This window comes from Geobacter sp. PheSNFMC (genome assembly GCF_059620965.1).
The window spans coordinates 46,837-72,932 of the sequence record NZ_JCAMRN010000023.1; the positions used below are offsets into that span (position 1 = coordinate 46,837).

Sequence of the window (26,096 nt, forward strand, 5' to 3'; positions counted from 1 at the left end):
ATGTTGCATCTTCCGGAGGTATTGTTATGAAGCATTTGATTCTCGGCACTGCCGGGCATATCGACCATGGCAAGACATCGCTGGTACGGGCCCTGACTGGTATCAACACCGATCGGCTCCCTGAGGAAAAGTCGCGCGGCATCACCATCGAACTGGGATTCGCCCATCTGGAGCTGCCGGGGGGGCTTCAGTTCGGCATCGTGGATGTGCCGGGGCACGAGCGCTTCGTCAGGACCATGGTGGCAGGGGTCGGCGGCATGGACATGGTGATGCTCGTCATCGCCGCAGACGAAGGAGTCATGCCCCAGACCCGGGAGCACCTGGAAATCTGTCAGCTCCTGGGGGTCAAAAGGGGGCTCGTTGTCCTTACCAAGAGCGATATGGTCGAGCCCGACTGGCTGGATCTGGTGGTGGAGGAGGTGAGGGACTATCTGGTCGGGAGCTTTCTCGAAGAAGCACCCATCGTGCCGGCCTCTTCCCGGACCGGTGCCGGCATCGAGGCCGTCAAGGCGGAGCTGGCGCGGCTGGCAGTCCAGGTGGACGAAAAAAAGACAGAGGGTCCCTTCCGCCTTCCGGTTGACCGGGTCTTCACGGTTACGGGATTTGGCACGGTGGTGACCGGCACCCTGTTGTCGGGCACCATCAGCGTGGGGGACGAGGTGGAACTCCTGCCGTCGGGGCTGCCCGCCCGGGTTCGGGGGGTCCAGACCCATGGCCGCCGGGGGGATGCCGCCAGCGCCGGACAGCGGGTGGCCGTCAATCTCCAGGGGGTGGAGCATACGGAGGTGGAGCGGGGAGATATCGTGGTCCCCCGCGGCGTCTATCGGACCACCCGGACCGTGGATGCCCGGCTCGACTATCTGCCGTCGGCGCCCCGGGAGTTGCGGCACCGCTCGACGCTCCGGCTGCACTCCGCCACCTATGAGGTGCCTGCCCAGGTGATCCTGTTGGATCGCGACGCGCTCATCCCAGGTGATTCGGCGTACATCCAGTTGCGTCTCCGTCATCCCGTCCTCCTGCTGCCGGGAGACCCCTTCGTGCTCCGCTCCTACTCTCCCCAGGCAACCCTCGGCGGGGGAAGGGTGCTCGACCCCATGCCACCGCGCCGCCGCCGCCGTTCCGACGAAGCCCTTGCGCTTCTGCAGGCTCTTGGCGAGCATTCCGATCCCGACACGGTTCGGCTTCTGGTTTCGGGCAGCCTGCTCACCGGCATCTGTTTCGAGGACATTGTCGTGCGCGGCGGCCTCAGCGCCCGGCGTACCGAGGCCGTCATGGCAGCGCTTCTGTCCACCGGCGAGGTGGTCCAGATGGTGCGCGAGCCGCGCCTTTTCCTCTCCCGTGCCTCCTTTGCCTCTCTCAAAGGGCTTCTGCTGTCAGAGGTCGAGGGCTATCTCCGGGACAACCCGCTCAGGGAAGGCCTCGGCAAGGAAGAGCTCAAGACCCGCCTGCCGCGGCGCAGCGATCCGCGGTTCTTCACCCCCCTTCTAGCCTCCCTGGAGAAAGAGGGCAAGATCGTCGTGGATCGCGATCTGGTGAAGCTGCCGGGCCGCAAGGGGACGGTGACCGTGGACCAGGCGGATTTTCAGGTCCGCGTCGAGAAGGCACTCCAGCGCGGCGGGTATGAGCCGCCCACCATCAAGGAGATGTGCGACTCCCTGCACTGCGTTGAGAAAATGCTGCTGGAGCACCTCAACATCCTGGCCCGCGAGGGGCGGGCGGTCAAGGTTAAGAGCGACATCTTCTATGCGCCGGAGCCTGTGGCTGACATCCGCGAGAAACTCATGGCATACCTCCGTGACAAAGGAGAAATAATGCCGCCGGAGTTCAGGGAGCTCACGGGGCTGTCGCGTAAGTTCATGATCCCGCTGCTCGAATTTTTCGACCAGGAAAAAATGACCATTCGCGTGGGGGACAAACGGATTCTCAGGCGGGGATGATGCGCTGCATAGGGAAATCCCTTAATTGCATAGGTGGGGGCATAGGGTATTATGTCTCTACTATCGCGTAGTAGCTTTTGGCGGAGCTCAGGGAATTCAACTGGCCCGTTGCATGAGTATCGTCATTTGTATGGCTGGGTGCAGACATGGGCAATGCACTGGCGCTTCATCCTCTCGAACGGATTGTCTCCGAGCACGAAGGATGGCTTGCGGCTCGGGTGCTCGGTTATGCCAAGGACGGCGGTTACACGCGCTATACGTCTACGCTCGAAGAGGCGTGGCGGATTTCCGTCGCCGGGCTTTCCGCTTCGCTCATCCATGCTCTCCGGGCAAAGGAGCCGACTCCCGGACTGTCGCCGGATTACGATTTTGCGGCAGACCCGGTCACACGGTTCGGCATTGACGAGGCCCGACGTCACCGCATGCGCGGCGTGACGCTCGGCATGTTCCTCGGCCTCATGAAATACTACCGCCGCAGCTACCAGGATCTGGTGCGCTGCAGTGGGCTGGATGAGAAAACCCTTGAGCGCGGCAGGCTCTTTGTCGACTGCTTTTTCGACCGGATCGAAATTGGCTTCACCACCGAGTGGGCATCGGTTTCCGCCCCCCAGCGGCTTGCCGAACTGGAGGAGGCGAGCCGGTCCATCACCAACGAAAAGAACAGGCTCCTCACCCTGCTTGAAAGCATCCCTTCTCCCGTTATGCTTCTGGATACCGACGGCCGGCCCGTGTTCATGAACCATGAGGCGGTCGAGTTGCTCGCCGGCCCCATGACGCCGGGCACGCATTATTACCGCGAGAGCGGAAGTCCCGGGCTGGAGGTGGGTGTCCCCCGCTGGAGCAGGCTGAAGCGCTTTCTGAAGGGAAAGGCTCGGGAGGCGCGTTTCGAGGAGAGCATCGAAAGTTCTGCCGGGCGCCGGTATTTTCTGGTTACGGTGCAGCGGATGCTCGACATCAGTGAAAAATTTTGCGGAACGACCATCATCCTTTCAGATTTCACCGACCGCAAGCACGCCGAAGATGAGCGCCAGCGCCTTGTGGAAGAGATGGAGGAACGGGTTCGGTCTCGAACCGCTGAATTGCTGGATGTGAACGAGCGTTTGGTGGAGGAGATCGAGGAGCGCCGTCGGTCCGAGCGTTTTTTCCACGCTACTATTGACTCCCTGTCAGCTCCCGTTGCCATTTTGAATGGCGATGGGGATATTGTTACCGTCAATCGGGCCTGGCGGAAATTTGCCGATGAAAACGGGTGCCGTCACCCCAATCACTTCATTGGGGACAACTATCTCGGATTGTGCGATAACGTGAAGGGAAAAGACGCGGTCACCGCTTCCGCTGTGGCGCGGGGCATCCGCGAAGTGACGGCCGGCCGTATCGATGAGTTCCATCTGGAGTATCCCTGCCACGGCCCCGGCGAGCAACGGTGGTTCCAGGTCCGTGCCACGAGGCTGGAAAACGGCAGCCGTGGCCGGGTCGCCGTGGTTCATGAGAATATCTCCGAGGTCAAGAAGGCCCAGGAAGAAATTCTGTCCCTGAACCGCAGCCTTGAGGAGCGGATCAGGCTCCGGACCCAGCAGCTCGAATGTTCCAATAGGGAGCTCGAAGGATTCTGTTACGCCGTATCCCATGACCTGCGCTCCCATCTGGCGAGGCTTGAGGGGCTTGGTCGCGGGCTGGTCGAAGACTGTTCCGCCGGTCTCGACAACCAGGCCCGCCACTATGCGGAGCGGATTTGCCGCATCAGCATGGACCTGCGCAGGGCCATCGACTCCCTGCTGGACCTCAGCCGGCTCGCCCGGTGCGAGCTCGGTAACGAAGCAGTGGACTTGAGTGAGGTGGCAGCACGGGTCGCGGAGGAACTGCAGCGGTCGCAGCCGTTGAGAAGGGTGAGCTTTTCCGTTGAGCCAGGCGTAATCGTGCGAGGGGACCCGCAGCTCCTGGAAACGGTCGTGCGGCACCTGATGGGGAATGCCTGGAAATTCACCAGCCGCCGCAAGGACGCGGAGATAGCCTTCGGCTCAACCATGCTCCACGGCATGAAGACCTGCTTTGTGCGCGACAACGGCGTCGGTTTCGACATGCGGTATGCCGGTTGCCTGTTTCAACCGTTCCAGCGGCTTCACGGTCCTGCCGAGTTCGACGGAGCCGGCATCGGGCTGGCCACCGTCCAGAGGGTCATCCAGCGCCACGGCGGGCGCATCTGGGCCGAAGGGGAGCGTGGGGAAGGCGCTGTTTTTTTCTTCACCTTTCCCGATTAATCGATAGGGGTGGGATGGTGGACGCCAAGACGATACTGCTTGTGGAGGACAATCCCGACGACGAGTTCCTCGCCCTGCGGGCGCTGCGGCGCCATGGGCTGCGGGATGTTGTCGTGGCCCGTGACGGAGAGCAGGCGGTGGATCAACTCTTCGAGGCGATTACCCCCCTGGATCCCTGGCTCGTGCTGCTCGACCTCAAACTGCCGAAGATGAACGGCCTTGAAGTTCTGCGCACCATCCGCAGCGTGGAGCGCACCCGGCATACGCCGGTCATCGTCATCAGCTCGTCCCAGGAGGAGTCCGATGTGGTGCAGTGTCGTGAGCTGGGTGTTCTGGCCTATCTGACGAAGCCCATAGACGGCGAGAAAATCATGGCGCTTCTCGCGACAGCGGGTTTGTCATCCTGACCGGCTCTGCGTGCCGGTCCTTCGTATGCTCCCGGCCCGCAGGGGCTTAGAGCACACGGACTACTCCCCGGTCTGCTGCTTTGCCTTGTGGCATTCAATGCAGGCGGCATCTTTCACGCGACGCTCCATCAGCGACGCCTTGTCCTTCGGCTGCCCCTTTCCCATGAGGCGTTCGCCGACCTTGTGGCAACCGAAGCAGCCCCGTCCCCGCACGGCCTCGTGCATTGTTACCATGGCCGGATTTTTACTGTGACAGACGTTGCACTCGAAGGCCCCGGCCAGTGAAACATCCCCGGCCACGAACCAGACCACCGCCATTGCCAGAACGAGATGCATGTTCATACGTCACCTCAGAAGTTTTAGCCGCACCATATCCTGCGACGCTCTTCAAAGGTTTGACGTAAGTCAAAGAGAAACCCTCTCTTGTTCAACAGCTTGAAAGAACGCAGGAAAAATACCTTCACAAACGGTGTCGAGTATGGTAACTATCACGAGTTTCCAGGACTGCTAACGACGAATCGACTGAGCCATGGCCAAAATAATCTGTATCGCCAATCAAAAAGGGGGGGTCGGCAAGACCACCACGGCTGTGAACCTGGCCGCATCCCTCGCCGCCGCGGAGAAGCGAACGCTGCTGGTCGATATGGACCCTCAGGGAAATGCCGGCAGCGGTGTCGGTGTTGACAAGGCTGGACTCGAAGAATCGGTCTACGACGCCATCATCAATGATGCGGACCCGTCGGGACTTGTCGTCGGAACCGACCTTGCCCACCTGGAGCTGCTCCCCTCGACCACCGATCTGGCCGGTGCCGAACTGGAGCTGGTCTCCATGCCCGAGAGGGAGCGTAAGCTCAAAGTGGCACTGGCCCGTCTCGGGCAGCGCTATGACTATATCATCATCGACTGCCCCCCATCCCTGGGGCTGCTCACCGTGAATGCCATGACCGCCGCCGACTCGGTCCTGATCCCTCTCCAGTGCGAATACTACGCCATGGAGGGGCTCTCGCAGATCATCAAGACCATAAAGCTCGTGCAGAAGGGGCTCAACCCCGGCCTCGCCATCGAAGGGATCGTTCTGACCATGTACGATGGCCGCAACAACCTGTCCCGTCAGGTGAGCGAGGAAATACGAGGCCACTTTGCGGATATTGCCTTCCAGACCGTCATCCCGCGCAATGTCCGCCTCTCCGAGGCGCCCAGCCACGGGCGTCCCATCATCCTCTACGACATCACGTCCCGGGGGGCGGTGAGCTACATGGAGCTGGCCCGGGAACTCATGACAAGGGAGGTCCGTCGTGGTTAAAAAAACCGGCCTCGGCAAAGGGATGGCTGCCCTTCTACCCGTCGTGGAAGAGGAGGGGAAGCGCTACTTCTCATGCCCCATCGAGGAGATCCGCCCCCACAAAAACCAGCCTCGCAAGACCTTTGTCCCGGAAAAGCTGGAAGAGCTGGCCGCCTCGATCCGAGAAAAAGGGATTATCCAGCCCCTGGTGGTCCGCAAAAAGGGGGACCACTACGAGCTCATCGCCGGTGAGCGGCGCTGGCGGGCCGCCCAGAAAGCGGGTCTGCGCGAAGTCCCGGTGGTCATCCAGGATGTCTCCGAAGATACGGCCCTGGAGATGGCCCTCATCGAAAACATCCAGCGCGAGGACCTGAACGCCGTGGAGGAGGCCGAGGCCTACCATGCGCTCATGGAGAATTTCGGCCTTACCCAGGAGGAGCTGGCAAAGCGGGTCGGCAAAGACCGCTCCACCATAGCCAACTCGCTGCGGTTGCTGAAGCTCCCGGCCGAACTGAAGAGGGACATCGTCGAGGAGCGCCTTGCCATGGGGCATGCCCGGGCGGTTCTTGCGCTCGATTCCGACTCCCAGATCAAAGAGGCCCGGGACGCCATCATCAAAGGGAATCTCACGGTCCGGGAGGCTGAGGGTCTGGTCAAGCGCCTCAAGACCGGAGCCAGAACCGGTGCGAAGGCGAAATCCGCCGATGTCCATTCGGCGGACCTTGTGGAGCAACTCCAGCGGCGGCTCATGACCCGCGTGGTCATCCGGCGCGGTGGCCGTGGCGGAAAAATCGAAATAGCATTCGGCAACCAGGAGGAACTGTCGAGGCTCGTCGATGTGCTCATGGCATAGTCTTTTGCGGGTAGCCGGACAGCCGGCGAAGCGCGACAACTAGTATAAATCGCTTGACATGCAGGATGGCCTGTGGTAGCTAACGTCTGTTTACGGCCACGCCGGAGTATTTTTTTTTAATACAGCCGATCTGTATACTGTATACAAAATTCAGTCAGATCACGAACGGGGTGTAGAGTGATAAGTCTCGATCTTGCCTTTGCCATTCAGGTAATCAACTTTTTGGTCCTCATGGTCATCCTGAACGTTTTTCTGTTCAAGCCGATCAGGAAGGTTATTGCGGACCGGAAGGCGCAGATCGACGGATCCAGGGAGCGCGCTGCGGTAGTCGACAAAGAGGTGCAGGAGAAGATGGCCCTCTATGAGGCACGTCTGCACGATGTGAAGGCCAAGGCCGGTGCCGAGCGCGAGGTGCTGCGCAAGGAAGCCCAGCAGGAGGAGTCGGCGATTCTCGAGAAGGCCCGGAAGGAAGCGGCCGATTCCCTTGCATCCATCAAGAGCCGGGTGGCCAAGGAAACCGTCGATGCCAAGGAGTTCCTGAAGGAGCAATCCCGTTCCCTGTCCCTTGAAATCTGCCAGAAAGTGCTCGGGAGGAGTCTGTAACAATGGCCTACGCGTTTAAGAAGAACGGGCTCCTGAAGCCTTTTGTGTCGACTGCCGCGATCTGTCTTCTGGTGGCTGGCACGGTTGTGCTCTGCCATGCTGCGGGTGGCGGCGAAGGCGCCCACCATGTGGACACCGGCAAGCAGATGAAAGATTTCATGTGGCGGGTCATCGATTTTATCGCCCTGGCCGGCGTGCTTGTCTGGGCGCTCAAGAAGGCCAACGCCAAAGGTGCCCTCGCCGACCGCACCGCCAATGTGGAAAAGGCCCTGCGCGAGGCCGAAGAGGCGCGGACCGCTGCCGAGGAGAAGTTCGCCGAGTACAGCGAGAAGCTTGAAAAGGCCAACCAGGAAATCGACGAGATATACGCCGCCATCCGCAAGGAAGGCGAGCTGGAGAAAGAGCGCATTATCGCCGAGGCCAGGATCACTGCTGAAAAGATTCGTGAGCAGGCCACGGCGACTGCCACCCAGGAAGTCCTCAAGGCCCGGGCCGAACTTCGTGACGAGGCGGCGCGCCTCGCGGTGCAGATGGCCGAGCAGGCTCTGCGCGAGGCTATCAAGAAAGATGACCAGGATCGACTGGTTAGTGAATATCTTACCAAGGTGGAGAACTTACATTGATCTCGAACGCTATTGCACGTCGCTACGCCAAGGCGCTGGTGCAGCTCGGGGCCGAGGAGGGAGCGGTCGACCGGTTCGGTGTCGAGTTGGGGCAGTTCACGGCCCTTCTCGACGGGAATGCCGACCTGGCTTCCGTTCTCAAGAGCCCCGCGTACCGCATTGAAGCCAAGAGGGAAATTCTCAGGGATGTCCTTGCAAAGCTGAATCCCTCCGGCACCGTCTCCAATTTCCTGCAGGTACTCCTCGATAGGGGGCGAATCGGCTTCACTCCCCAGATCGCGCACAGCTATGCAGTATTTGCCGATGAACTCTCCGGCATTGTCCGCCCGGTCCTCACGTCGGCATTTCCTTTGGACGATGCCCAGGTTGAAGGGATGAAGAGTGCCCTTGCCAAGGCGACCGGCAAGCGGGTAGAGCTTTCGGCCCAAGTGGACTCCGCGCTCATCGGCGGAGTGGTCACCAAGATTGGCGACAAGGTATTTGACGGCAGCGTACGGACCCAGTTGAACAGGATTCAGGATATATTACAGAAGGGGTGAGAGGTTCCATGGAAATCAGAGCCGAAGAAATCAGCGAAATTATCCGTAAGCAGATCAAGGAGTACGGCAAGGAGGTAGAGGTTGCCGAGACCGGCACCATCATCTCCGTCGGTGACGGTATCGCCCGTATCCACGGCCTGGACAAGGCCATGGCCGGCGAGCTCCTGGAGTTCCCCGGCGGGGTCTCCGGCATGGTTCTCAACCTCGAAGAGGACAACGTCGGTGCGGCGATCCTCGGTGAAGACAACGAGAACATCAAGGAAGGGACCACCGTCAAGCGGACCGGCAGGATCGTGGAGGTTCCGGTAGGCGAGGCCCTCATCGGTCGCGTGGTCAACGCCATCGGTCAACCCATCGACGGCAAGGGTCCGATCAATACCACCACCTTCGGCAAAGTCGAAGTCAAGGCCCCCGGTATCGTCAAGCGGAAGTCGGTTCACCAGCCGATGCAGACCGGCCTCAAGGCCATCGACTCCATGGTGCCGATCGGCCGGGGCCAGCGGGAGCTCATCATCGGCGACCGTCAGACCGGCAAGACCGCCGTTGCCATCGACACCATCATCAACCAGAAGGGCGGCGACCTGATCTGCATTTACGTCGCCATCGGCCAAAAGCGTTCCACTGTTGCCCAGGTGGTGAGCAAGCTGCAGGAATACGGTGCGATGGATTACACCATCGTCGTCTCCGCCTCCGCTTCCGAGCCGGCACCGCTCCAGTTCATCGCCCCGTATACCGGCGTCACCATGGGCGAGTACTTCCGGGACAACGGCAAGCATGCTCTCATCATTTACGATGACCTGTCCAAGCAGGCCGTTGCCTACCGTCAGCTCTCCCTGCTCCTTCGTCGCCCGCCGGGACGTGAAGCCTACCCGGGTGACGTCTTCTACCTGCACAGCCGTCTCCTTGAGCGTGCCGCCAAGCTTTCCGACGACTGCGGCGCCGGTTCGCTCACGGCGCTCCCGATCATCGAGACCCAGGCCGGCGACGTTTCCGCCTACATTCCGACCAACGTTATTTCGATTACCGACGGCCAGATTTATCTGGAGAGCGACCTGTTCTACTCCGGTGTGCGTCCGGCCATCAACGTCGGTCTCTCGGTTTCCCGGGTCGGCGGCTCTGCCCAGGTGAAAGCCATGAAGCAGGTTGCCGGTACGCTCCGTCTGAACCTCGCCCAGTATCGCGAAATGGCTGCGTTTGCCCAGTTCGGTTCCGACCTGGACAAGGCGACCCAGATGCAGCTTGCCCGCGGCGAGCGTCTGGTCGAGATCCTCAAGCAGCCCCAGTATCGGCCGATCCCGAACGAGAAGCAGGTCCTTGTCATCTTTGCCGCCAACAACGGCTTTGTGGATGAGTATCCCGTTTCCTCCCTGCGTCGCTATGAAAGTGAGCTCTACTCCTTCTTCGACAGCAGAAAGGCCGATATTCTCGCCGAACTGCGCGACAAGAAGGCCATTGACGACGATCTGAAGGCAAAGATGATCGCTGCTCTGGAAGAGTTCAAGAAGGAATTTACTGCGTAATCTAAGGACGGTCCTCCCCATATGGCAAGCCTTAAAAGCATAAAAAAGCGTATTGTCTCGGTCAAGAACACCAGACAGATAACCAAGGCCATGAAAATGGTCTCGGCCGCCAAACTGCGTCGCGCCCAGGAAAACGTGGTTGCCGCCCGTCCCTATGCGAAGAAGCTGGGGGAAGTGCTCCAGCGACTGGCAAAGAGCCAGGACGGGAGCGAGAGCCCGCTGATGCAGCAACGCCTCAGCCAGAAGGCGCTCTTGATCGTGGTCACCTCTGACCGGGGTCTGTGCGGCGGCTTCAACGCCAACATCTGCAAAGCGGCGGAACGCTTCATCAAGGAAAAGAAGGCCGAGTTCGCCGAGATTTCCGTCACGACCATTGGCCGCAAAGGGTACGAGTTCCTGAAGAGCCGTCAGAACATCCACAAAAACTACGGGAATGTTCTGGCGCACCTCAGCTACCCGACTGCTGCGTTGCTGGCTCAGGAAGTGATCGAAGGGTACATCGCCGAAGAATACGATGAGGTTTATCTCCTCTTCAACGCATTCAAGAGCGTCATGTCCCAGGACATCACCCTGGAGAAGCTGTTGCCGATCGCGCCCGAGGCATCCTCCACAGAGGAATACGCTCCCGAGTACATTTACGAGCCTTCGAAGGGCGAGCTCCTGGCGGAACTTCTTCCCAAGCACATCGAGGTGCAGGTGTTCAAGGCGCTGCTCGAGTCGGTTGCGTCCGAGCACGGTGCCCGGATGACCGCCATGGACAGCGCATCCAAGAACGCGACCGAGATGATCGGCAAGCTGACGCTCCAGTACAACAGGGCACGTCAGGCCGCCATCACGACCGAGCTCATGGAGATCATCTCCGGCGCCGAGTCGATCAAGGGCTAAGCAATCTCACGATTATAAAATAGAGGCCCGGCACGGGCCGCAGGAGGAAGAGGCACCATGAGTCAGAACTTCGGTAAAATTTCGCAGGTCATCGGCGCGGTTATCGACGTCGAGTTCGAGCCGGGCAAACTGCCTCCCATTTACAACGCCCTCCGGGTGACCAATCCGGCCATTGACGATAAGGAATACAACCTGGTGCTCGAAGTTGCCCAGCACTTGGGCGAGAACGCGGTCCGGACCATTGCCATGGACTCCACCGACGGTCTTGTCCGTGGTCAGGCCGTGCTCGATACCGGCAAGCAGATTTCCGTGCCGGTGGGCCGCAAGACCTTGGGCCGCATCCTCAACGTCATCGGCGAGCCGGTGGACGAGATGGGCCCGGTCAATGCCGAGAAAGAGTACGGGATCCACCGCGAAGCCCCTGCTTTCGTGGATCAGTCCACCAAGGTTGAAGCCTTCACCACCGGGATCAAGGTCGTCGACCTCCTGGCACCCTACGCCCGGGGCGGCAAGATCGGCCTCTTCGGCGGCGCCGGCGTCGGCAAGACCGTTCTCATCATGGAGCTCATCAACAACATCGCCAAGCAGCACGGTGGTTTTTCCGTCTTCGCCGGCGTTGGTGAGCGGACCCGTGAAGGAAACGACCTCTGGATGGAGATGAAGGAGTCAGGGGTTCTTGACAAGGCCGCCCTGGTCTACGGCCAGATGAACGAGCCGCCGGGAGCCCGTGCCCGGGTTGCCCTTTCCGCCCTTTCCATTGCCGAGTACTTCCGTGATGAGGAGGGCCAGAACGTGCTCCTCTTCGTTGACAATATCTTCCGCTTCACCCAGGCGGGTTCCGAGGTTTCCGCGCTCCTCGGCCGGATCCCCTCCGCCGTCGGTTACCAGCCCACGCTGGCCACTGAGATGGGTGAGCTTCAGGAACGGATCACCTCCACCACCAAGGGTTCCATCACCTCGGTTCAGGCCATCTACGTTCCGGCCGACGACCTTACCGACCCGGCTCCGGCAACCGCCTTCGCCCACCTGGATGCAACGACCGTTCTCTCCCGGCAGATCGCCGAGCTCGGCATCTATCCTGCCGTTGACCCCCTTGACTCCACGTCGCGGATTCTCGATCCCCAGGTCATCGGCGAAGAGCACTACGCCATCGCCCGCCAAGTCCAGTACGTACTCCAGAAGTACAAGGACCTCCAGGACATCATCGCCATTCTCGGCATGGACGAACTCTCCGAGGAGGACAAGCTGGTTGTTGCCCGGGCCCGGAAGATCCAACGCTTCCTCTCCCAGCCGTTCCACGTGGCCGAGGCCTTCACCGGCAGCCCCGGCAAGTACGTGGAGCTGAAGGACACCATCAAGGGCTTCCAGGAGATCGTTGCCGGTAAGCACGATGATATCCCCGAGCAGGCCTTCTACATGGTCGGGACCATTGAAGAGGCCCTTGAAAAGGCCAAGAAGCTCGCTGCCTAAGGATTTCATGACCTCGTCGCGGGGGAGGATGGTATCCCCCGCATAAAGGACTACGATAGATGGCTGAAAAACTGAAAGTCGATTTGGTTACCCCATACAAGAAGATCCTGTCGGAAGAAGTCGATGAGATCACGGCAACAGGTGCGCTGGGTGAATTCAGCGTTCTGCCGGGGCATGCCCCCTTTCTTACCTCACTGAAGATTGGGGAGCTTACCTATAAGAAGAGCGGGCAAGTCGTCCATCTTGCGCTCAACTGGGGGTACTTCGAAGTTGAGGACGACAAGGTAACGGTGCTGGTTGAGACCGCCGAGCGTGCCGACGAGATTGATCTCGAACGCGCCCAGGCTGCCCTGGGGCGTGCCGAAGCTGCTCTCAAGAAGCTTTCTCCCGAGGACAAGGACTATCGTGTCATGGAGGCAGCCTTGGAGCGCGCACTCATCCGGATGCAGGTGGCCGGAAAGTCCACGAGATAATAACCGTCATCGACAATATGCTGAAAAGAGCGGCTCTGCCGCTCTTTTTTTTTCATCGGGACGCGTCGGAAACCTGCTATGATTCGACCATGCAGATGAAAAAGCCGCGCATTGTAATTACCATGGGTGATCCGACCGGCGTCGGGCCCGAGGTCATAGCGAGGGCACTGGCCGATCCGGTGGTGAGAGGGTGTTGTCATCACCTTGTGGTCGGCGACGAACTCGCCATGGCCCGGGGCATTGCCCTGGCCGGAACCGGCTTCAGGATAGAGACGGCGGAGAACGTGCCCCGTGAGGAACCTGTCGAGGGAGTGGTTATGCTGTGCAGGGTTGCTGCCCTCACCGCCGATGACCTCGGCTATGGTCGGCCCACGGTCGCCAGCGGTGATGCCGTGTTTCGCGCCATCTGTCATGCCGCAGACCTCTGCCTGAAGGGCGATGCTGACGGTATGGCAACGGCACCGATCAACAAAGAGGCGCTCAACCGGGCGGGACACCGGTATCCCGGGCACACGGAGCTCCTTGCCGAGCTTACCGGAGCAGATCGCGTCGTCATGATGCTGGCAGGGGCACGGCTGCGGGTCGCGCTGGTAACCATCCATGAAGCCCTGGCGCGGGTTCCCGCACTGGTGACATTCGAACGGGTACTGGCAACCATTCGTATCACGCACCGGGACGTGCACCGCTACTTTACGCGCAATCCCCGCATCGCGGTGCTTGCCCTCAACCCCCACTGCGGCGAGGGCGGTATGTTTGGGGACGAAGAGTCTCGAATCATCGCTCCAGCCGTCCAGGCGGCACGACAGGAGGGCATTGACGCAACAGGCCCTCTTTCCGCTGATACCCTCTTTCACTTTGCCGCGCAGGGAGCCTATGACGCGGTTGTCTGCATGTACCACGACCAGGGGCTCATTCCCCTGAAGCTCCTCCACTTTGACGATGGTGTGAATGTTACCCTGGGGCTCCCCATCATCCGGACATCAGTGGACCACGGTACTGCCTACGATCTGGCGGGCACAGGGAAGGCTTCTGCCGAGAGCATGAAGGCCGCCATCATGATGGCCGCGGCAATGGCCGGGAGAAGGGGAGGGGAGGACGGAGCGCCGTGCGGATGAAGAAACTGCTGTATCTGGCCATCGGTGCCGTGGCCGCGTATGGGATCTATCTCGCCGTATCGCTCATGTTTCTCCCGTCGGTGGCGGAACTCAAGAACCGCCGCACCACCATGACCATTCAGGTCAAGGACTGGCACGGAGAGTACCATCCCTTCACGGTGGGGCCCAAGAACCGTTACTGGACGCCGTCGGGCAGCATCCCCCCGGAGATGAAGTGGGCGGTCATCCTGGCTGAGGACGCCAATTTCTACAAGCACGAAGGAATCGACGTCAAGGCGATAAAGAACGCCATCAAGTACGATCTCGAAAAAAAGAGCTTTGCCCGTGGGGCATCGACCATAACGCAGCAGGTTGCCAAGAACCTGTTCCTCTCCCGCGAAAAGACCATATCGCGAAAGATCAAGGAAATAGTCCTTGCCAAACGGATGGAAGAGGAACTGACCAAGGGAAGGATAATCGAGCTTTACCTGAACGTCGTGGAACTGGGTCCCATGGTCTACGGCATAGGTCACGGCGCGCGATACTACTTCGGCAAACCTGCCTCTGCGCTCACCCCGCGCGAGTGTGCCTTCCTGGCCGCTATGCTGCCGGGGCCGCGGGTGGCCTACAACCCGTACAAGAACCTTGGGAAGGTGCTGAAACGCTCGGATATGATTCTGCGCCTGCTGCGCGGCAAGGGAGTGCTGTCGACGGACGAATACCGCCAGGCCCTTGCCCAGACGCCGAACATCGCCGGACTCCAGCGGAAGGTGGATGCGAGCATCGAGAAGGAGGAAACGGCCTTCGAGAACAGGACGGGCGCTACCGTGCCGCTTGAGCCCCCGCAGCCGACGACAGCACCCGATGAGCAAGCGCCCGAAGAGGTGCCGGCGATATCTCCGCAACCGGCTGCGAACGGCGAACCGGTCGCCGGAGATGGTGGCGAACAGCAGGGCCCGCCGCCTGCCCGCTGAGGGTCCCGGGCGCGCTCGGACTCGCCGGGGTCAGCGTGCGGCAAGAAGAGAAAAAGGGGTGACGGATGGTATTCCGGTCACCCTTTTTGTCGTCATCACGCCAAATCGTGATCAGGAGCTCAGGTACTCCTTGATCTTCTCCGCCAGGGTACGGTAGATGCGCATGCACTCGTTTTCGTCTTTTTCAAGCAGCGTAACCCGGAAGCCCTGAAGCGGGGTGTTGAAGGAGGACAGGGGCACGATGCAGATGCCGGTGCTTGCCAGGATATAATAGACGAAACGCTTGTCCGGCGAGACACCGGGAGCGTTCACGAGCTTTTCCACCAATTCACGGATCTCGACGCTCTCGATGGGCAGCGACTGCCGGTCAGTGAGAAGGCCGTCCCGGAACGCGACCGACATGTAGAAGGCGCCGTTGGTCCGGTTAACCAGGAGCCCCGGGACCTGCTTGAGGCAGTCATAGGTGATGTTGCTCATCCGCTCGTAGCATGCGATTCGCTCCCGGAGGTACGTCTGGTACTCGGGATGCTTCATGATGGCCGGGATGCACTTCTGCGGCAGGGTGGTGGAGCAGACTTCATTCATCTTGGCGGAGAGGATGGAGTTCAGAAACTTGCGGAACTGCTCGTCGCGGTTGCCGTTGTAGACCTCGATCCAGCCGCAGCGGGAGCCGGGCCAGGGGATCTCCTTGGAGATTCCCTTCATGGCGATGGCCGGCACATCGCCGATCACGTCGGAGATGGGTACGGTGGCCTGGCCGTTGTAGGTGATATTGTTGTAGACCTCGTCGGCAATGATGAAGAGCTCGTACCTGCGGGCAATGGCCACGAATTGTTCGAGGACCTCCCTGGGGTAGACCATGCCGGTGGGATTGTCGGGGTTGATCAGAAGGATGCCTGAGATCTGCGGGTTATACTTGACATGATTTTCCAGATCTTCCAGGTCGGGGAGCCAGTTGTCTCCGGGCTTCAGCCGATAGCAGACCGGCGCCGCCTGAGCGTGGGCGGCCTCTCCGATGGAGTGGGTGGTGTAGGTGGGGGATGGCATCAGTATACGGCTTTCGTGGCGAAGATTGCCATAGACCGTGGAGATGGCATCGCCAAGTCCATTGAAGAAGATGATGTCGTCGGGGGTGATCTGGGCCCCGCCGCGGCTGTTGGTCAGGCCGCAGATGAACTCTCGGGTCTCCAGCACCCCGCGGGTATGGCAGTAGCCCCAGGTATCGTTCTCCATCACGGCGGCCGCCACGATCTCCTTCATCCAGCGGGGAATTTCCTCACCCTTCACGATCGGGTCGCCGATATTCTCCCAGTTGATCTTGACGCCGTGCTTCTGGAGCTTTTCCGCCACATTTACGATGTTGCGGATTTCATAGGTCAGTTCGCCGGCCCCGGGCGTAACCAGTTCATTTCTCACGTCAGTCGTCCCCCTTATGGTCCCGTTGTGATTGTCTGAAAATAAAGAAGGCCGTGGGGGTCACCCACGGCCTTCCGGTATACGAAGCGTATACGCCTCCTCACACGGCAGCGGGTAACCCTGCGGCGACGGACGCCGCTGCGGTGATAGCTCGTGCTGCGATAGCGATGGAAACGATGTTTTTCTTCATAGGAGCTTTCAGATACCATGCTGCGTTCGCGGCGTCAACGTTTTTTTCCGCAGGGAATGTGCCGGTATCGGACGGCCTCTTGCCAGGGTCACTCAACGGCGATCAGCAAGCGCCCGTCCGGGTCGCGCCAGCGTAGCCACGCCATGACGCTCAGGTCCACGAGGACCCTGGCCCGGTCTCCGTCCACGTCGAGGATCCGCATGCTCCGCTCCGGCGTGAGCGGGGGGAGCTCCGGGGCATCGCCATCCGGCCCGCTCCGGGCCAGGTAGAACTCTTTCCTCAGCCCGCGCAGCAGCCGCGCCGTCTTGCCGCGGAGATACTCCTCCCAGGTAAGGTACGCCCAGGTCCGGCGGGGCTCCAGCCAGCCGGACCGGCCAGCTTCGTCATAGTGGACCCTCAGCCACTCACCCTTCGTGGCGGTCACCGCCAGGGCGAACACTCCGGGCGGGGTCTTGACCGACCGGGCAAGAGCGGGAAGCGATGACACCCGAAGTTCGCCGATGCGACCGATGCCGGGTTCCCGATACATGACGACAAAAGAACCACCGCCGGCATTATCGTGCGCGGGCGAGCCCTTTACCAGCAGGACCCCTTTACCGGCTTCAGGGCGGGGAGGCGGGGGCGCAGCCGACACTGTGCCGATGGCAACGGCCGACAGGAGCCAGAGAAGTGCACCGGTGCGGAGAAACCACATGGTGGTACCGGAATGCCTTACCGGTCCACCAGGGCGAAGAGGTTGCCGTCCGGGTCGCTGACAACCGCCATCTTGCCCCAGGGGCTCTGCTCAAGGGGCTGGTCGAAACGGACGCCGGCCTGGGCCAATTCCTTGCAGAACGTGTCGATGTCCTTCACCCGGAACGTGATGCCGGTATGCCGCCCCACAAAGACCAGTGCGTCAGGGGTGAGGGCCTGGGCCACCCCAAGGGTGGTGCCGCCGGAGAAGAACTCCATCATGGTCATGCCGGCCTGGGCCAGGGGAAGTTTGAGCTGGTCGCGGTAGAACCGCTTTGCCGCCTCCAGGTCACGGACAAAGACCACCACGTTTTTCATTGCTTCGATCATGGGAATCCTCCCGAAAAAGTATACGGAGCGCAATGGATCGAACCATAGCAGACGGTACCGTCCGCGGCAAGGGGGAATCGCTTCCCGCCAAAACTGACGGGCGCGGGGACACTCGGGTCCGCGCGCCCGTTTTGAAGGAGGACGTCGACATTGCCGGGATCAGCCGGGATGGATGTCCCATGCCGCCAGTTCGGCCAGCACCTGGGCCACCAGCAGGGGGAGCGCCCGCGCCACCGGCGCCGACAGGTCGGTCCCCGGTTCCACGGAGCCGTACTGGACCCCCCAGAGGACCATCTCGCCGGGCAGGTTTCCCTGGAGGTCGGCCACGGCCAGGAGATCCTGGAGTCCCATCTGGTGGGGGGAAACCTTGGTGCGGAGCGCTGTCGGGATATCCTCTCCCTGGAGTCGCACCAGGGTCCCCGCAGGTGCGCCCGTGTCGATGGCATCCACCACCAGGAGCCGGTCGACGCCATCGAACCGGGGAAGCAGGTCGAGGCCAAGGGTGCCGCCGTCCAGGAGCGTCACCCCGCCAGGCAGGGGGTAGAGTTCCCGGATTAGCTCCACCGCCCGCACGCCGGCACCGTCATCGGACATGACGAGGTTTCCTATGCCGAGAACCAGGACGTTCAGTGGTTACTCCTTCCGTTTGACCGGTTTGTAGCCGCCGAAGATGCTCGACATGACGCCGCCGCGCTCCTTCACGTCCATGAGCCACGCACTGTAGACGTGGTGGATGGCAAAGGCAATGATGAGCCACATGACCATATGGTGGGTCAGGCGCATCCCCTGGTTGCTGAACAGCCAATAGAGGGGCGAGAGGAGCACGTGCATGGCGCCGCCGGGGCGGTGCTCGGCATAGAGGGCGAGCCCGGTGAAGATCATGGTCAGGTAGAGCAGGAAGACCAGAAGGTAGGTGGCGCCCGCCAGGGCATTGTGGCCGATGGGGTGCGGAACCTTCCGGGAGAGGAAGGTGTAGTAGGCGAACATCCGCCACATGTTCCGGCGCCCTTCCGGGTAGAGGAATGGGACGAATTCGCGCCACCCCGCGTGACGGTTGCCGGCAAAGGCCCACCAGATGCGGCTCGCTACGCTTGTGGCGAAGGTGTAGCCCGCCGTGAAGTGGATGACGCGGACCCAGCCCATGACATAGTCCGAGGCGGAGAGTCCCAGGGTCTTGGGTGACCCGATGTAGATGCCGGTCACCGACAGCACGACGATGGCGAGCATGTTGACCCAGTGGGTCACCCGCACCGGGACCTCCCAGACGTACTCCTCGTAGAGACAATTCCGGTTCCGTGCCATGGCTGCCTCCTACAGGACCTTTACGCTGACCAGCTCCCCTCCCTGCGGGTCAACCACGTGCACGGCGCAGGCCAGGCACGGGTCAAAGGAGTGGATGGTGCGGAGGATCTCCAGGGGCCTGCCGGGATCCGCCAGGGGGGTCCCCACCAGGGCAGCCTCGTAGGGGCCTTGCTGCCCCTTTTCATCCCGGGGCGAGGCGTTCCAGGTGGAGGGGACCACTGCCTGGTAGTTCTCGATCTTCTGGTCTTTGATCCTGACCCAGTGGCCCAGCGCACCGCGGGGGGCATTGTGCCAGCCATAGCCGGCAGCCTCCCGGGGCCAGGTGGCCGGGTCCCACTTTTCGCCGTTGTGGATGGTAAGGTCGCCACCGGCGATGTTGGCCACGAGCATGTCGAGCCACGTGGAGAGTTCGCGGGCCACGAGCAGGGTCTCGATTCCCCTGGCCGCGGTACGCCCCAGGGTTGAGAAGAGTGCGTCGGGTCCCGCGCCGAGCTTGCCGAGGACCATGTCCACTGCGCCCTTTGCCCCCGGGTGGCCTGCAGCGTAAGCCACGAGAATGGCGGCCAGGGGGCCGGTCTCCATGGGCCTGCCATCGTAGCGGGGCGACTTGGACCAGGAGTACTTGCCAGAGGTGTCGAGCATCTCGTAGGGCGGTGCCGGGCCCGTGTACCTGGCTTCGGTCGTCTCGTCATAGGGGTGGACCCCCGCGGCTTCCCCCTCGTACCAGGAGTGAGCCACGCTCTCGGTGATCTTGCGCTGGTCGATGGGGTAGACCCGGGACAGATCACGATTCAGAATGATCCCCGGGGGCAACCAGAGCTTTTCTGGCTTGCCGCTGTTGTCCAGGGGATATTCGCCATAGGAGAGGTAGTTCCCGACCCCGCCGCCGATGCCGGCCCACTCCGGATAGAAGGAGGCCACCGCCAGCAGGTCGGGGATGTAGACCTTTTCCACAAAGGCCCGGATCTTTTTCAGGAGCTGGCCGATCTCGGCGATCTTGTCGGCGTTGAGGGCGTTCTGGGAGTTCGGGTCCACCGGCACCGCCATGCCGCCCACCAGGAAGGTCTGGGGATGGGGGTTCTTGGACCCGAGGATGGCGTGGATCTTGATGATCTCCCGCTGCCAGTCCAGGGCCTCGAGGTAGTGGGCCGTGGCCATGAGGTTCGCCTCGGGCGGCAGCTTGTAGGCCGGGTGACCCCAGTAGGCGTTGCCGAAGGGGCCCAACCGTCCCTTGTTGACAAAGGCCGCCAGCCGGTTCTGGATCGATGTGAAGTAGGTGGGGGAGTTGAGGGGCCAGTCAGAAATGGACGCCGCCAGGGCCGCCGTCTTTGATGGATCTGCCTTGAGCGCGGAGACCACGTCGACCCAGTCCAGGGCGTGGAGATGGTAGAAGTGGATCACGTGGTCCTGGACCACCTGGCTTCCGATGATGAGGTTGCGGATCAGTTCGGCGTTCAGGGGGATCTTCACGTTCAGGGCATTCTCCACCGCCCGGATGGAGGCGATGGAGTGCACGGTGGTGCAGACGCCGCAGAAGCGCTGGGTGAAATACCAGGCGTCGCGGGGATCGCGCCCCTTCAGGATTTTCTCGATCCCACGGAACATGGTGCAGGAGCTCCAGGCATCGGTGATCCGTCCGCCGTTCACCTCGGCCTGGATGCGCAGATGTCCCTCGATTCTCGTGATCGGGTCAACAACGATCATGGCCATGAGCTACCCCTCCTTCTCGTCGCCGGAATCGTTCCCCTTGCGCAGGGCGCTCACCACGCCGTGGATGCCGAATGCGGCCGCCGTGGCCGCAGCGATCCCCAGGCCGACCTGGTCGGCCGTGGTCTCCACGCCGAAGCCGGGCACATTGGGGAGCCGCTTGTAGAGCGGTGTCATGGAATCCCAGAAGTGGGGCTCGGAGCAACCGGCGCAGCCATGGCCCGCCGAAACCGGCCAAGCGGTCTTTTCGTTGTAGCGCTGGGAAGGGCAGTTGTGGAAGGTTTCAGGCCCTTTGCACCCCATTTTGTAGAGGCAGTGGCCCGCCCGGTGAGCCTGGTCGCCCCACTGCTCCACATACTGGCCAGCGTCGAAATGGGGCCGCCGCTCGCAGTTGTCGTGAATCCGTTTGCCGTAGGCGAAGAGGGGACGACCCTTGCCGTCGGTGGCCGGTGGGGCGCCGAAGGTGAGCAGATGGACGATGGTGGCCACCAGGTTGTCGGTGTTGACGGGGCAGCCGGGGAGGTTGATCACCGTGGCCCCCGGCACCGCATCCTTGACGCCGACCGCGCCGGTCGGGTTGGGCGCGGCCGCCGGAATACCGCCGTAAGAGGCGCAGGTGCCAACGGTAATGGTTGCCATGGCGCCGCCGCAGACTTCCCGGGTGATGTCCAGGGCCGACCGGCCGCCGATGCAACAGTAGGCGCCGTTGGCTCCGGTGGGGATCGCTCCCTCCACCACGGCGATGTACGTGCCGGATCGCGCTTTCATGGTTGCGTGCCTGGCTGCTTCGGCCTGGAAGCCTGCCGCAGCCATGATGGTCTCGGCGTAGTCCACGGAAAGGACGTCCAGAACGATGTCTGCCACGGTGGGGTTGGCGGCCCTCAAAAGCGCTTCGGTATCGCCGGTGCAGCTCTGGAATTCGAGCCAGATGACCGAGGGGCGCTTGTCATCCTCCAGGGCCTCGGCGATTCGTGGCACCAGGGTAACCGGCAGGGCCAGCACCGCCGACATTGCGGTGCAGAACTTCAGGAATCCACGCCGGGAAATCCCCTGTTCTTCCCATGATCCCGAGCTCTTGCAATACTGTTTCACCAGGTCGTTGCCATCGTCGTTGCCTGCCATGAAAGCATCCTCCTTCATTAGACGTGGGAAGGCTCCGGTAGGGATATGCACGATAGGGCAAAACGATAAAACGCTATTTGTTAATGTATACTTTCCGCGATGGTCCTGGGGTTGTCAAGTGACAATCTGGGTGGAAACCTGAGGTTGGGAAGGGGGCTAGGGGGTTCTGGCAACGGTTGCCGCGTGGACTGCGGCGGCTCCGGCCTTCCGGAGGACCAGGGCGCATTCGGCTATGGTGCTTCCCGTGGTGAAGACGTCGTCCAGCAGGAGTACCCTGCGGCCGGCCAGTGCAGCGGGAGAGGGGACGGCAAAGGCCCCCCGGATATTCTCCCGCCGCTGGGCGGAAGTGAGCCCCACCTGGGGGGGCGTGGCGCGGACCCGGCCCAGGGTGGCGCGGTGCAGAGGGATGCGCCATTGTCGGGCAAGCAGTTCGCCCATGAGGATCGCCTGGTTGAAGCCGCGCTCCCGGAGGCGGGAGCGGTGGAGGGGGACCGGGATGATCAGGTCGGGGGCTGCCTCGGCCACGAAGGACGTGAGCCGTTCCGCTGCCAGGAGGGCCAGGGGGCGGCGCAGGTGCGTCCTGTGGCCGTACTTGAAGCGGTGCACCAGTTCCTGTACCGGTCCCTCGAAGAGGTAGGCGGCCCGGGCTCCCTCATAGGGAGGCGGGGAGACGATGCAGTCGCCGCAGCGGTGGTCGATTCCCCCCTCGGTGGCGAAGGGAACTCCGCACACAGTGCAGAGGGGCGAGCCGATCGGCTTTGCCCGGGCGAGGCAGGCGGGGCAGAGGTGAAGCTCCTCCGCCCCCGGGATGGGGGCGCGACACAGGTGACAGAGGGGTGGGAAGAGGATGTCGAGCAGCGCCCGGATGATCACCGGCTAGAGCCCCATGTCTTCGTTTACCACCAGGACCCTGAGGTCCGTGAGCCGGGGTTTGCGGTCGATCACCGTGGTGATCCGGCAGATCCGGTCCGGGGAGTTGCAGTCGGAGCAGAAGCCGGTGGTGGCGCAGGGGGTCTTGTAGCTGAGCCGTCGGGCGTTGGGGGGCGATGCCCATTCCTTAACCCGTTCAATGGCTTCCGTTACCCCGCCGTCCACGATTTTGTTCCTGCCGGCCACAACGATCACTGTGCGCGGGCCGAAGAACATGGAGGCCACCCGGTTCCCCGTGGCATCGATGTTCACGAGCCAGCCAGAGAGGGTAAGGGCGTTGGTGCCGGTGAGAAAGAGGTCGCAGGTGAGCTGGCGCCGCATGATGGCGACACGTTCTTCAAGGGAAAGTCCCGGCAGGCCGTGGATCAGGAGTTCCTTGCCCATCTCCCGGAGCCGGTCGATCACCTGCAGATCAACTACCGACAAGGAGCCGCCGAAGCCGATGCTCCGGGTGTCCGCCGCCTCGGCCAGGATGTAGTCGAAGGCCTCCTTGCCGCTCGGGCAATAGACGGCGGTGAAGCCGTTCTTTTCAAGGGCGGCCACCGCCTTGCGGCATTTCTGTTCATGGGTCCAGTCCATGAGTTCCGTGGTAAGTGACATGATGAGACTCCTTTCTTCAGTGATCACGGCCCCAGAAGCCGCACGTACTCGGCGTAGGGAATCTGTGATTTCCAGTGTCCGGTGGCGCGCCCCGCAACGGATCCCCCAACGAAGATCACCACCACCAGCACGGCGAAAACGATGCCGCTGACAGCCACCCGCCTGCCGGTGAGCTTCATGGACAGGGCCCCCTGGGCACGGCAGTGGCTGACACAGCGCCAGCAGCCGATGCACTCTTCCGAATTGACCCGCTCCGTGGCCATGACCGGGATGTAGGCCGGACAGACCTGGGTACAGACTCCGCAGGAAACACAGACGGCCCGCTCCCGCGTCACCTTCACCGGCGAGAGGAGGGAGACGAGGCCGAGCAGCGCCCCGTAGGGGCAGAGGTAGCGGCAGAAGGGGTTGCGCACCGGCAGCGACAGGACCAGCAGCACCAGGATGACCACAAGGGGGATGCCTGACAGGTGCAGAAAGAAGTTCAGCAGTTTCACATCGGCAATCAGGTGATCATCCATGAAAATGAAGGCCTTTACCGCCGGAGGCGGCATGACCCACAGAATTGAATAGAGAAAGAAGGCCAGGAGCAGGTACTTCAGGCCGCGCAGGGCCACATCGAGCCAGCGGGGAGGTCTCAGATTGCGGCGGAAGAGGGCGAAGCCACGCTTCCAGAGCAGTTCCGACAGGGTACCCACAGGGCAGATCCAGGAGCAGAAGGAGCGCTTGAGCAAGAGCGACACCGCCACTACCGTCACGAAGACCACCACGGCCGCGGGATGCACCGGGTTGATGGCTCCGCCGGCAAGCCAGTCCTTGAGCCCCAGCAGGCCAGATATGGGGAGAAATCCGTCCACGCCGTCGGGACGGGACACGAAGGGGGCCGCGCCCCCGGTGCGGAAGTGTTGTGCGAAGAGATACAGCCGCACCCCCAGGTAGAGCATGAAAACGAGAAATCCCCACTGAATGGCGATTCGGAGGGGCTGCATGTAGCGGTTGCTCACGTCGGTCTCCCTTGAGACGTATTGTGTCGCGATATCCTGGTATCCTTGCCGTATCAGATACTCAAGGAGGCTGCCATGGAACCGCTCGTCGCCTTTGGCGTTATTCTCGTTGTCTACGGTGCGGGCATTGCCCTTGTGGACATGCTGCGCGACCGTCGCGCCCCCGTCGAGTCCCGGGAAGGGGCGGCATCGCCACACCCCCCGGTCAGGGAACGTCGCAGAGCCGCTGCAGTTCGCGGTCGAGGAGGTATCGCGGCTGCACGTTGCCCAGCGCGCGCAGCAGGCTCCGCTTGACTGCCGGGTTTTCCTTTTCCAGCTCGGCCAGAAGCTTTTTCATCCGCCGCCGCTGAAGGTCGGCGGTGCCGCAGACCGGGCAGGAGCAGCAGACCACCGGAAAGCGGTTCTCCCGGGCAAAGGGGATGATCTCCCGCTCCTCCACGTAAACCAGTGGCCGGATCACCGTTGTCTCGCCGTTGTCGGCCAGCATCCGGGGCGCCATGGCCTTGAGGGTCCCCACGAAAAACTGGTTCAGGAGCAGGGTCTCCACGAAATCGTCCAGGTGATGTCCCAGGGCCAGTTTGTTGCAGCCCAGCTTCTGGGCCAGGGTGTAGAGGACGCCGCGCTTCAGCCGGGCGCAGATGGAGCAGTAGGATGAGCCGGGTCGGCGCTTCTCGCGGATGATGTCGTAGTGGTCCGTGGTCTCCAGGTGGTGGACAAACCCCTGTTCCCGCAGGTAAGAGGCGATCACGTCGCTGCGGAATCCGGGGTAGCCCGAATCGATGGTGACGGCAATCAGCTCGTATTTTACCGGTGCCCGGCGCCGCAGGGCCTCCAGGATGTGCAACAGGGTGTATGAGTCCTTGCCCCCGGACACCGCCACCGCGATCCGGTCCCCGTCCCGGATGAGGTCGAAGTCGGCCACGGCCCGGCCCACGGCATTTTTTATCTTCTTGTATCGTATGTTGTCGATGAATTCCACCCGAATCTCCCTTCAGTGCAAGCCTTCAGGGTAGCGGAAACGCGCCGGTCTCGTCAAGGCATGCCGTCCGAGGAACCAGCTCTCTCCTTGTCCGGACGCCCGACTGCTGATACCATGGGGCCATGTCATCATTCCCCATGAACGAACGGCAGACCGTCATTGTCCACGTGGCGGTCCCGCTTCCGCTCGATGCCCCCTTCTCCTACCGCGTGCCCGCTCCGCTGGCCCCGGCAGCGGCGGTGGGGCGGCGGCTCCTCGTCCCCTTCGGCCGGCGGAAGGTCACCGGCTACGTGCTGGAGGTTGTCGATGACGACGGGCGGGAGCTGCGCGACGTTCTTGAGTTCCTGGACGATGGTCCCCTCTTCACCCCCAGTGAGCTGGCCCTGTACCGCTGGGCTTCTTCCTACTATCTCCACCCCCTCGGCGAGGTGATCAAGGCGGCGCTCCCGGCGGGGATCAACGTCCAGAGTCGGCGGGGTCGGGGTCTGGAAGAGGATGAGCTCACCGGCGGCCGCTCGGTGAAGACCGAACGGGTCTATCGCGCCGTTGCCGGGGTGCCGGAGACTGCTCCTCCGCCGGGGAAGGCCTGGGTGCTGCTGGCTCACCTGACGGAGCGGGGCCAGGAGTCGGCACCGGAGTTGCGGCGTCTCTTTGGTGAATGTTCAGTTCAGCTCAGACGGCTGCGGGAACTGGGATTCGTGGAGATGGCGGAGCGGGAAATCTACCGGGACCCGTTCCGGATGGAAACCGTTGGCCACGATTGTCCCCTGGTGCTCAACGGGCGGCAGACTGCTGCGCTGGTCCGGCTGAGAACGGCCCTGGACGCTGGACGGTTCACCCCTTTCCTGCTCCGGGGCGTCACCGGCAGC

27 protein-coding genes are annotated in these 26,096 nt (G+C 62.0%); 15 read left to right on the forward strand and 12 right to left on the reverse strand.

Going from position 1 to position 26,096, the window contains the following annotated elements:
* Window positions 1-26 precede the first annotated feature (26 nt).
* From selB to AC6CDK_RS06970, 3 genes are all read left to right on the forward strand, one after another.
* The gene (selB, locus tag AC6CDK_RS06960; protein ID WP_192905609.1) at window positions 27-1,937 is read left to right on the forward strand and encodes a selenocysteine-specific translation elongation factor; all 1,911 of its coding nucleotides are present in this window, start codon (window positions 27-29) and stop codon (window positions 1,935-1,937) included.
* A 146-nt stretch (window positions 1,938-2,083) separates the two neighbouring features.
* Window positions 2,084-4,195: a PAS domain-containing sensor histidine kinase gene (locus AC6CDK_RS06965; protein WP_192905608.1), complete on the forward strand. Its 2,112-nt coding sequence runs from the start codon at window positions 2,084-2,086 to the stop codon at window positions 4,193-4,195.
* A 17-nt stretch (window positions 4,196-4,212) separates the two neighbouring features.
* Entirely contained in the window at window positions 4,213-4,602 is a 390-nt protein-coding gene (locus AC6CDK_RS06970; protein ID WP_039648432.1) for a response regulator, read from the forward strand.
* A gap of 60 nt (window positions 4,603-4,662) precedes the next feature.
* Here AC6CDK_RS06970 and AC6CDK_RS06975 read toward each other — a convergent pair whose 3' ends face one another.
* Window positions 4,663-4,944, reverse strand: coding sequence for a cytochrome c3 family protein (locus AC6CDK_RS06975; RefSeq protein WP_039647343.1), 282 nt, complete (start codon window positions 4,942-4,944; stop codon window positions 4,663-4,665).
* Window positions 4,945-5,131: 187 nt separating this feature from the next.
* Between AC6CDK_RS06975 and AC6CDK_RS06980 the strand changes: the two genes are divergently transcribed.
* From AC6CDK_RS06980 to AC6CDK_RS07030, 11 genes are all read left to right on the forward strand, one after another.
* On the forward strand, window positions 5,132-5,905 hold the full coding sequence (locus tag AC6CDK_RS06980) for a ParA family protein (protein ID WP_039647340.1): 774 nt from the start codon (window positions 5,132-5,134) through the stop codon (window positions 5,903-5,905).
* Window positions 5,898-6,737: a ParB/RepB/Spo0J family partition protein gene (locus tag AC6CDK_RS06985; RefSeq protein WP_066358193.1), complete on the forward strand. Its 840-nt coding sequence runs from the start codon at window positions 5,898-5,900 to the stop codon at window positions 6,735-6,737. The genes AC6CDK_RS06980 and AC6CDK_RS06985 overlap by 8 nt, the downstream gene beginning before the upstream one ends.
* 177 nt (window positions 6,738-6,914) lie before the next feature.
* Window positions 6,915-7,340: a F0F1 ATP synthase subunit B gene (locus AC6CDK_RS06990; protein ID WP_039647337.1), complete on the forward strand. Its 426-nt coding sequence runs from the start codon at window positions 6,915-6,917 to the stop codon at window positions 7,338-7,340.
* A gap of 2 nt (window positions 7,341-7,342) precedes the next feature.
* Window positions 7,343-7,963: a F0F1 ATP synthase subunit B gene (locus AC6CDK_RS06995; protein WP_039647335.1), complete on the forward strand. Its 621-nt coding sequence runs from the start codon at window positions 7,343-7,345 to the stop codon at window positions 7,961-7,963.
* A complete protein-coding gene (atpH, locus tag AC6CDK_RS07000; protein WP_039647333.1) occupies window positions 7,960-8,502 on the forward strand; it encodes an ATP synthase F1 subunit delta in 543 nt (180 codons plus the stop codon). Before AC6CDK_RS06995 ends, atpH begins: the two co-directional genes overlap by 4 nt.
* A gap of 8 nt (window positions 8,503-8,510) precedes the next feature.
* The gene (atpA, locus tag AC6CDK_RS07005) at window positions 8,511-10,022 is read left to right on the forward strand and encodes a F0F1 ATP synthase subunit alpha (protein ID WP_039647330.1); all 1,512 of its coding nucleotides are present in this window, start codon (window positions 8,511-8,513) and stop codon (window positions 10,020-10,022) included.
* 21 nt (window positions 10,023-10,043) lie between these two features.
* Window positions 10,044-10,907: an ATP synthase F1 subunit gamma gene (gene atpG / locus AC6CDK_RS07010; protein ID WP_039647329.1), complete on the forward strand. Its 864-nt coding sequence runs from the start codon at window positions 10,044-10,046 to the stop codon at window positions 10,905-10,907.
* Window positions 10,908-10,964: 57 nt separating this feature from the next.
* Complete coding sequence (gene atpD, locus AC6CDK_RS07015; RefSeq protein ID WP_039647327.1) at window positions 10,965-12,377, forward strand: F0F1 ATP synthase subunit beta; 1,413 nt, start codon at window positions 10,965-10,967, stop codon at window positions 12,375-12,377.
* A 59-nt stretch (window positions 12,378-12,436) separates the two neighbouring features.
* Complete coding sequence (locus tag AC6CDK_RS07020; protein WP_039647326.1) at window positions 12,437-12,850, forward strand: F0F1 ATP synthase subunit epsilon; 414 nt, start codon at window positions 12,437-12,439, stop codon at window positions 12,848-12,850.
* Between the two features lie 89 nt (window positions 12,851-12,939).
* Window positions 12,940-13,965, forward strand: a complete 1,026-nt coding sequence (gene pdxA / locus AC6CDK_RS07025; RefSeq protein WP_066358438.1) for a 4-hydroxythreonine-4-phosphate dehydrogenase PdxA — start codon at window positions 12,940-12,942, stop codon at window positions 13,963-13,965.
* Complete coding sequence (locus AC6CDK_RS07030; protein ID WP_192905607.1) at window positions 13,962-14,918, forward strand: biosynthetic peptidoglycan transglycosylase; 957 nt, start codon at window positions 13,962-13,964, stop codon at window positions 14,916-14,918. The genes pdxA and AC6CDK_RS07030 overlap by 4 nt, the downstream gene beginning before the upstream one ends.
* Window positions 14,919-15,029: 111 nt before the next feature.
* On the opposite strand, the gene AC6CDK_RS07035 is transcribed toward AC6CDK_RS07030, so the two are convergent.
* The 11 genes from AC6CDK_RS07035 to ttcA form a co-directional block, all read right to left on the reverse strand.
* Complete coding sequence (locus AC6CDK_RS07035; protein WP_192905606.1) at window positions 15,030-16,334, reverse strand: pyridoxal phosphate-dependent aminotransferase; 1,305 nt, start codon at window positions 16,332-16,334, stop codon at window positions 15,030-15,032.
* Between the two features lie 278 nt (window positions 16,335-16,612).
* A complete protein-coding gene (locus AC6CDK_RS07040; protein WP_039648428.1) occupies window positions 16,613-17,218 on the reverse strand; it encodes a hypothetical protein in 606 nt (201 codons plus the stop codon).
* Window positions 17,219-17,235: 17 nt separating this feature from the next.
* Complete coding sequence (locus AC6CDK_RS07045) at window positions 17,236-17,586, reverse strand: VOC family protein (RefSeq protein WP_039647321.1); 351 nt, start codon at window positions 17,584-17,586, stop codon at window positions 17,236-17,238.
* Between the two features lie 159 nt (window positions 17,587-17,745).
* Window positions 17,746-18,216, reverse strand: coding sequence for a HyaD/HybD family hydrogenase maturation endopeptidase (locus AC6CDK_RS07050; RefSeq protein WP_039647320.1), 471 nt, complete (start codon window positions 18,214-18,216; stop codon window positions 17,746-17,748).
* A gap of 3 nt (window positions 18,217-18,219) precedes the next feature.
* Entirely contained in the window at window positions 18,220-18,888 is a 669-nt protein-coding gene (gene cybH / locus AC6CDK_RS07055; RefSeq protein WP_192905605.1) for a Ni/Fe-hydrogenase, b-type cytochrome subunit, read from the reverse strand.
* A 9-nt stretch (window positions 18,889-18,897) separates the two neighbouring features.
* Complete coding sequence (locus AC6CDK_RS07060; RefSeq protein ID WP_039647316.1) at window positions 18,898-20,598, reverse strand: nickel-dependent hydrogenase large subunit; 1,701 nt, start codon at window positions 20,596-20,598, stop codon at window positions 18,898-18,900.
* Window positions 20,599-20,601: 3 nt separating this feature from the next.
* Entirely contained in the window at window positions 20,602-21,717 is a 1,116-nt protein-coding gene (locus AC6CDK_RS07065) for a hydrogenase small subunit (RefSeq protein WP_039648426.1), read from the reverse strand.
* 156 nt (window positions 21,718-21,873) lie between these two features.
* On the reverse strand, window positions 21,874-22,590 hold the full coding sequence (locus tag AC6CDK_RS07070) for a ComF family protein (RefSeq protein ID WP_039647314.1): 717 nt from the start codon (window positions 22,588-22,590) through the stop codon (window positions 21,874-21,876).
* A 3-nt stretch (window positions 22,591-22,593) separates the two neighbouring features.
* A complete protein-coding gene (locus tag AC6CDK_RS07075; RefSeq protein WP_039647312.1) occupies window positions 22,594-23,247 on the reverse strand; it encodes a lactate utilization protein in 654 nt (217 codons plus the stop codon).
* A 23-nt stretch (window positions 23,248-23,270) separates the two neighbouring features.
* The gene (locus tag AC6CDK_RS07080; protein ID WP_039647310.1) at window positions 23,271-24,248 is read right to left on the reverse strand and encodes a 4Fe-4S binding protein; all 978 of its coding nucleotides are present in this window, start codon (window positions 24,246-24,248) and stop codon (window positions 23,271-23,273) included.
* 205 nt (window positions 24,249-24,453) lie between these two features.
* The gene (gene ttcA / locus AC6CDK_RS07085; protein WP_039647308.1) at window positions 24,454-25,227 is read right to left on the reverse strand and encodes a tRNA 2-thiocytidine(32) synthetase TtcA; all 774 of its coding nucleotides are present in this window, start codon (window positions 25,225-25,227) and stop codon (window positions 24,454-24,456) included.
* Window positions 25,228-25,349: 122 nt separating this feature from the next.
* Between ttcA and AC6CDK_RS07090 the strand changes: the two genes are divergently transcribed.
* Window positions 25,350-26,096: primosomal protein N' family DNA-binding protein (locus tag AC6CDK_RS07090; RefSeq protein WP_496639786.1), on the forward strand; the 747-nt coding region annotated here is incomplete at its 3' end.

What these genes read in the sequence shown, in the direction of transcription:
- selB (WP_192905609.1), top strand. Translation starts at nt 27, where the DNA reads ATGAAGCATTTGATTCTCGGCACTGCCGGGCATATCGACCATGGCAAG.
- AC6CDK_RS06965 (WP_192905608.1), top strand. Translation starts at nt 2,084, where the DNA reads ATGGGCAATGCACTGGCGCTTCATCCTCTCGAACGGATTGTCTCCGAG.
- AC6CDK_RS06975 (WP_039647343.1), bottom strand. Translation starts at nt 4,944, where the DNA reads ATGAACATGCATCTCGTTCTGGCAATGGCGGTGGTCTGGTTCGTGGCC.
- AC6CDK_RS06980 (WP_039647340.1), top strand. Translation starts at nt 5,132, where the DNA reads ATGGCCAAAATAATCTGTATCGCCAATCAAAAAGGGGGGGTCGGCAAG.
- AC6CDK_RS06995 (WP_039647335.1), top strand. Translation starts at nt 7,343, where the DNA reads ATGGCCTACGCGTTTAAGAAGAACGGGCTCCTGAAGCCTTTTGTGTCG.
- atpA (WP_039647330.1), top strand. Translation starts at nt 8,511, where the DNA reads ATGGAAATCAGAGCCGAAGAAATCAGCGAAATTATCCGTAAGCAGATC.
- atpG (WP_039647329.1), top strand. Translation starts at nt 10,044, where the DNA reads ATGGCAAGCCTTAAAAGCATAAAAAAGCGTATTGTCTCGGTCAAGAAC.
- atpD (WP_039647327.1), top strand. Translation starts at nt 10,965, where the DNA reads ATGAGTCAGAACTTCGGTAAAATTTCGCAGGTCATCGGCGCGGTTATC.
- AC6CDK_RS07020 (WP_039647326.1), top strand. Translation starts at nt 12,437, where the DNA reads ATGGCTGAAAAACTGAAAGTCGATTTGGTTACCCCATACAAGAAGATC.
- pdxA (WP_066358438.1), top strand. Translation starts at nt 12,940, where the DNA reads ATGCAGATGAAAAAGCCGCGCATTGTAATTACCATGGGTGATCCGACC.
- AC6CDK_RS07030 (WP_192905607.1), top strand. Translation starts at nt 13,962, where the DNA reads ATGAAGAAACTGCTGTATCTGGCCATCGGTGCCGTGGCCGCGTATGGG.
- AC6CDK_RS07040 (WP_039648428.1), bottom strand. Translation starts at nt 17,218, where the DNA reads ATGTGGTTTCTCCGCACCGGTGCACTTCTCTGGCTCCTGTCGGCCGTT.
- AC6CDK_RS07045 (WP_039647321.1), bottom strand. Translation starts at nt 17,586, where the DNA reads ATGATCGAAGCAATGAAAAACGTGGTGGTCTTTGTCCGTGACCTGGAG.
- cybH (WP_192905605.1), bottom strand. Translation starts at nt 18,888, where the DNA reads ATGGCACGGAACCGGAATTGTCTCTACGAGGAGTACGTCTGGGAGGTC.
- AC6CDK_RS07060 (WP_039647316.1), bottom strand. Translation starts at nt 20,598, where the DNA reads ATGGCCATGATCGTTGTTGACCCGATCACGAGAATCGAGGGACATCTG.
- AC6CDK_RS07065 (WP_039648426.1), bottom strand. Translation starts at nt 21,717, where the DNA reads ATGGCAGGCAACGACGATGGCAACGACCTGGTGAAACAGTATTGCAAG.
- AC6CDK_RS07075 (WP_039647312.1), bottom strand. Translation starts at nt 23,247, where the DNA reads ATGTCACTTACCACGGAACTCATGGACTGGACCCATGAACAGAAATGC.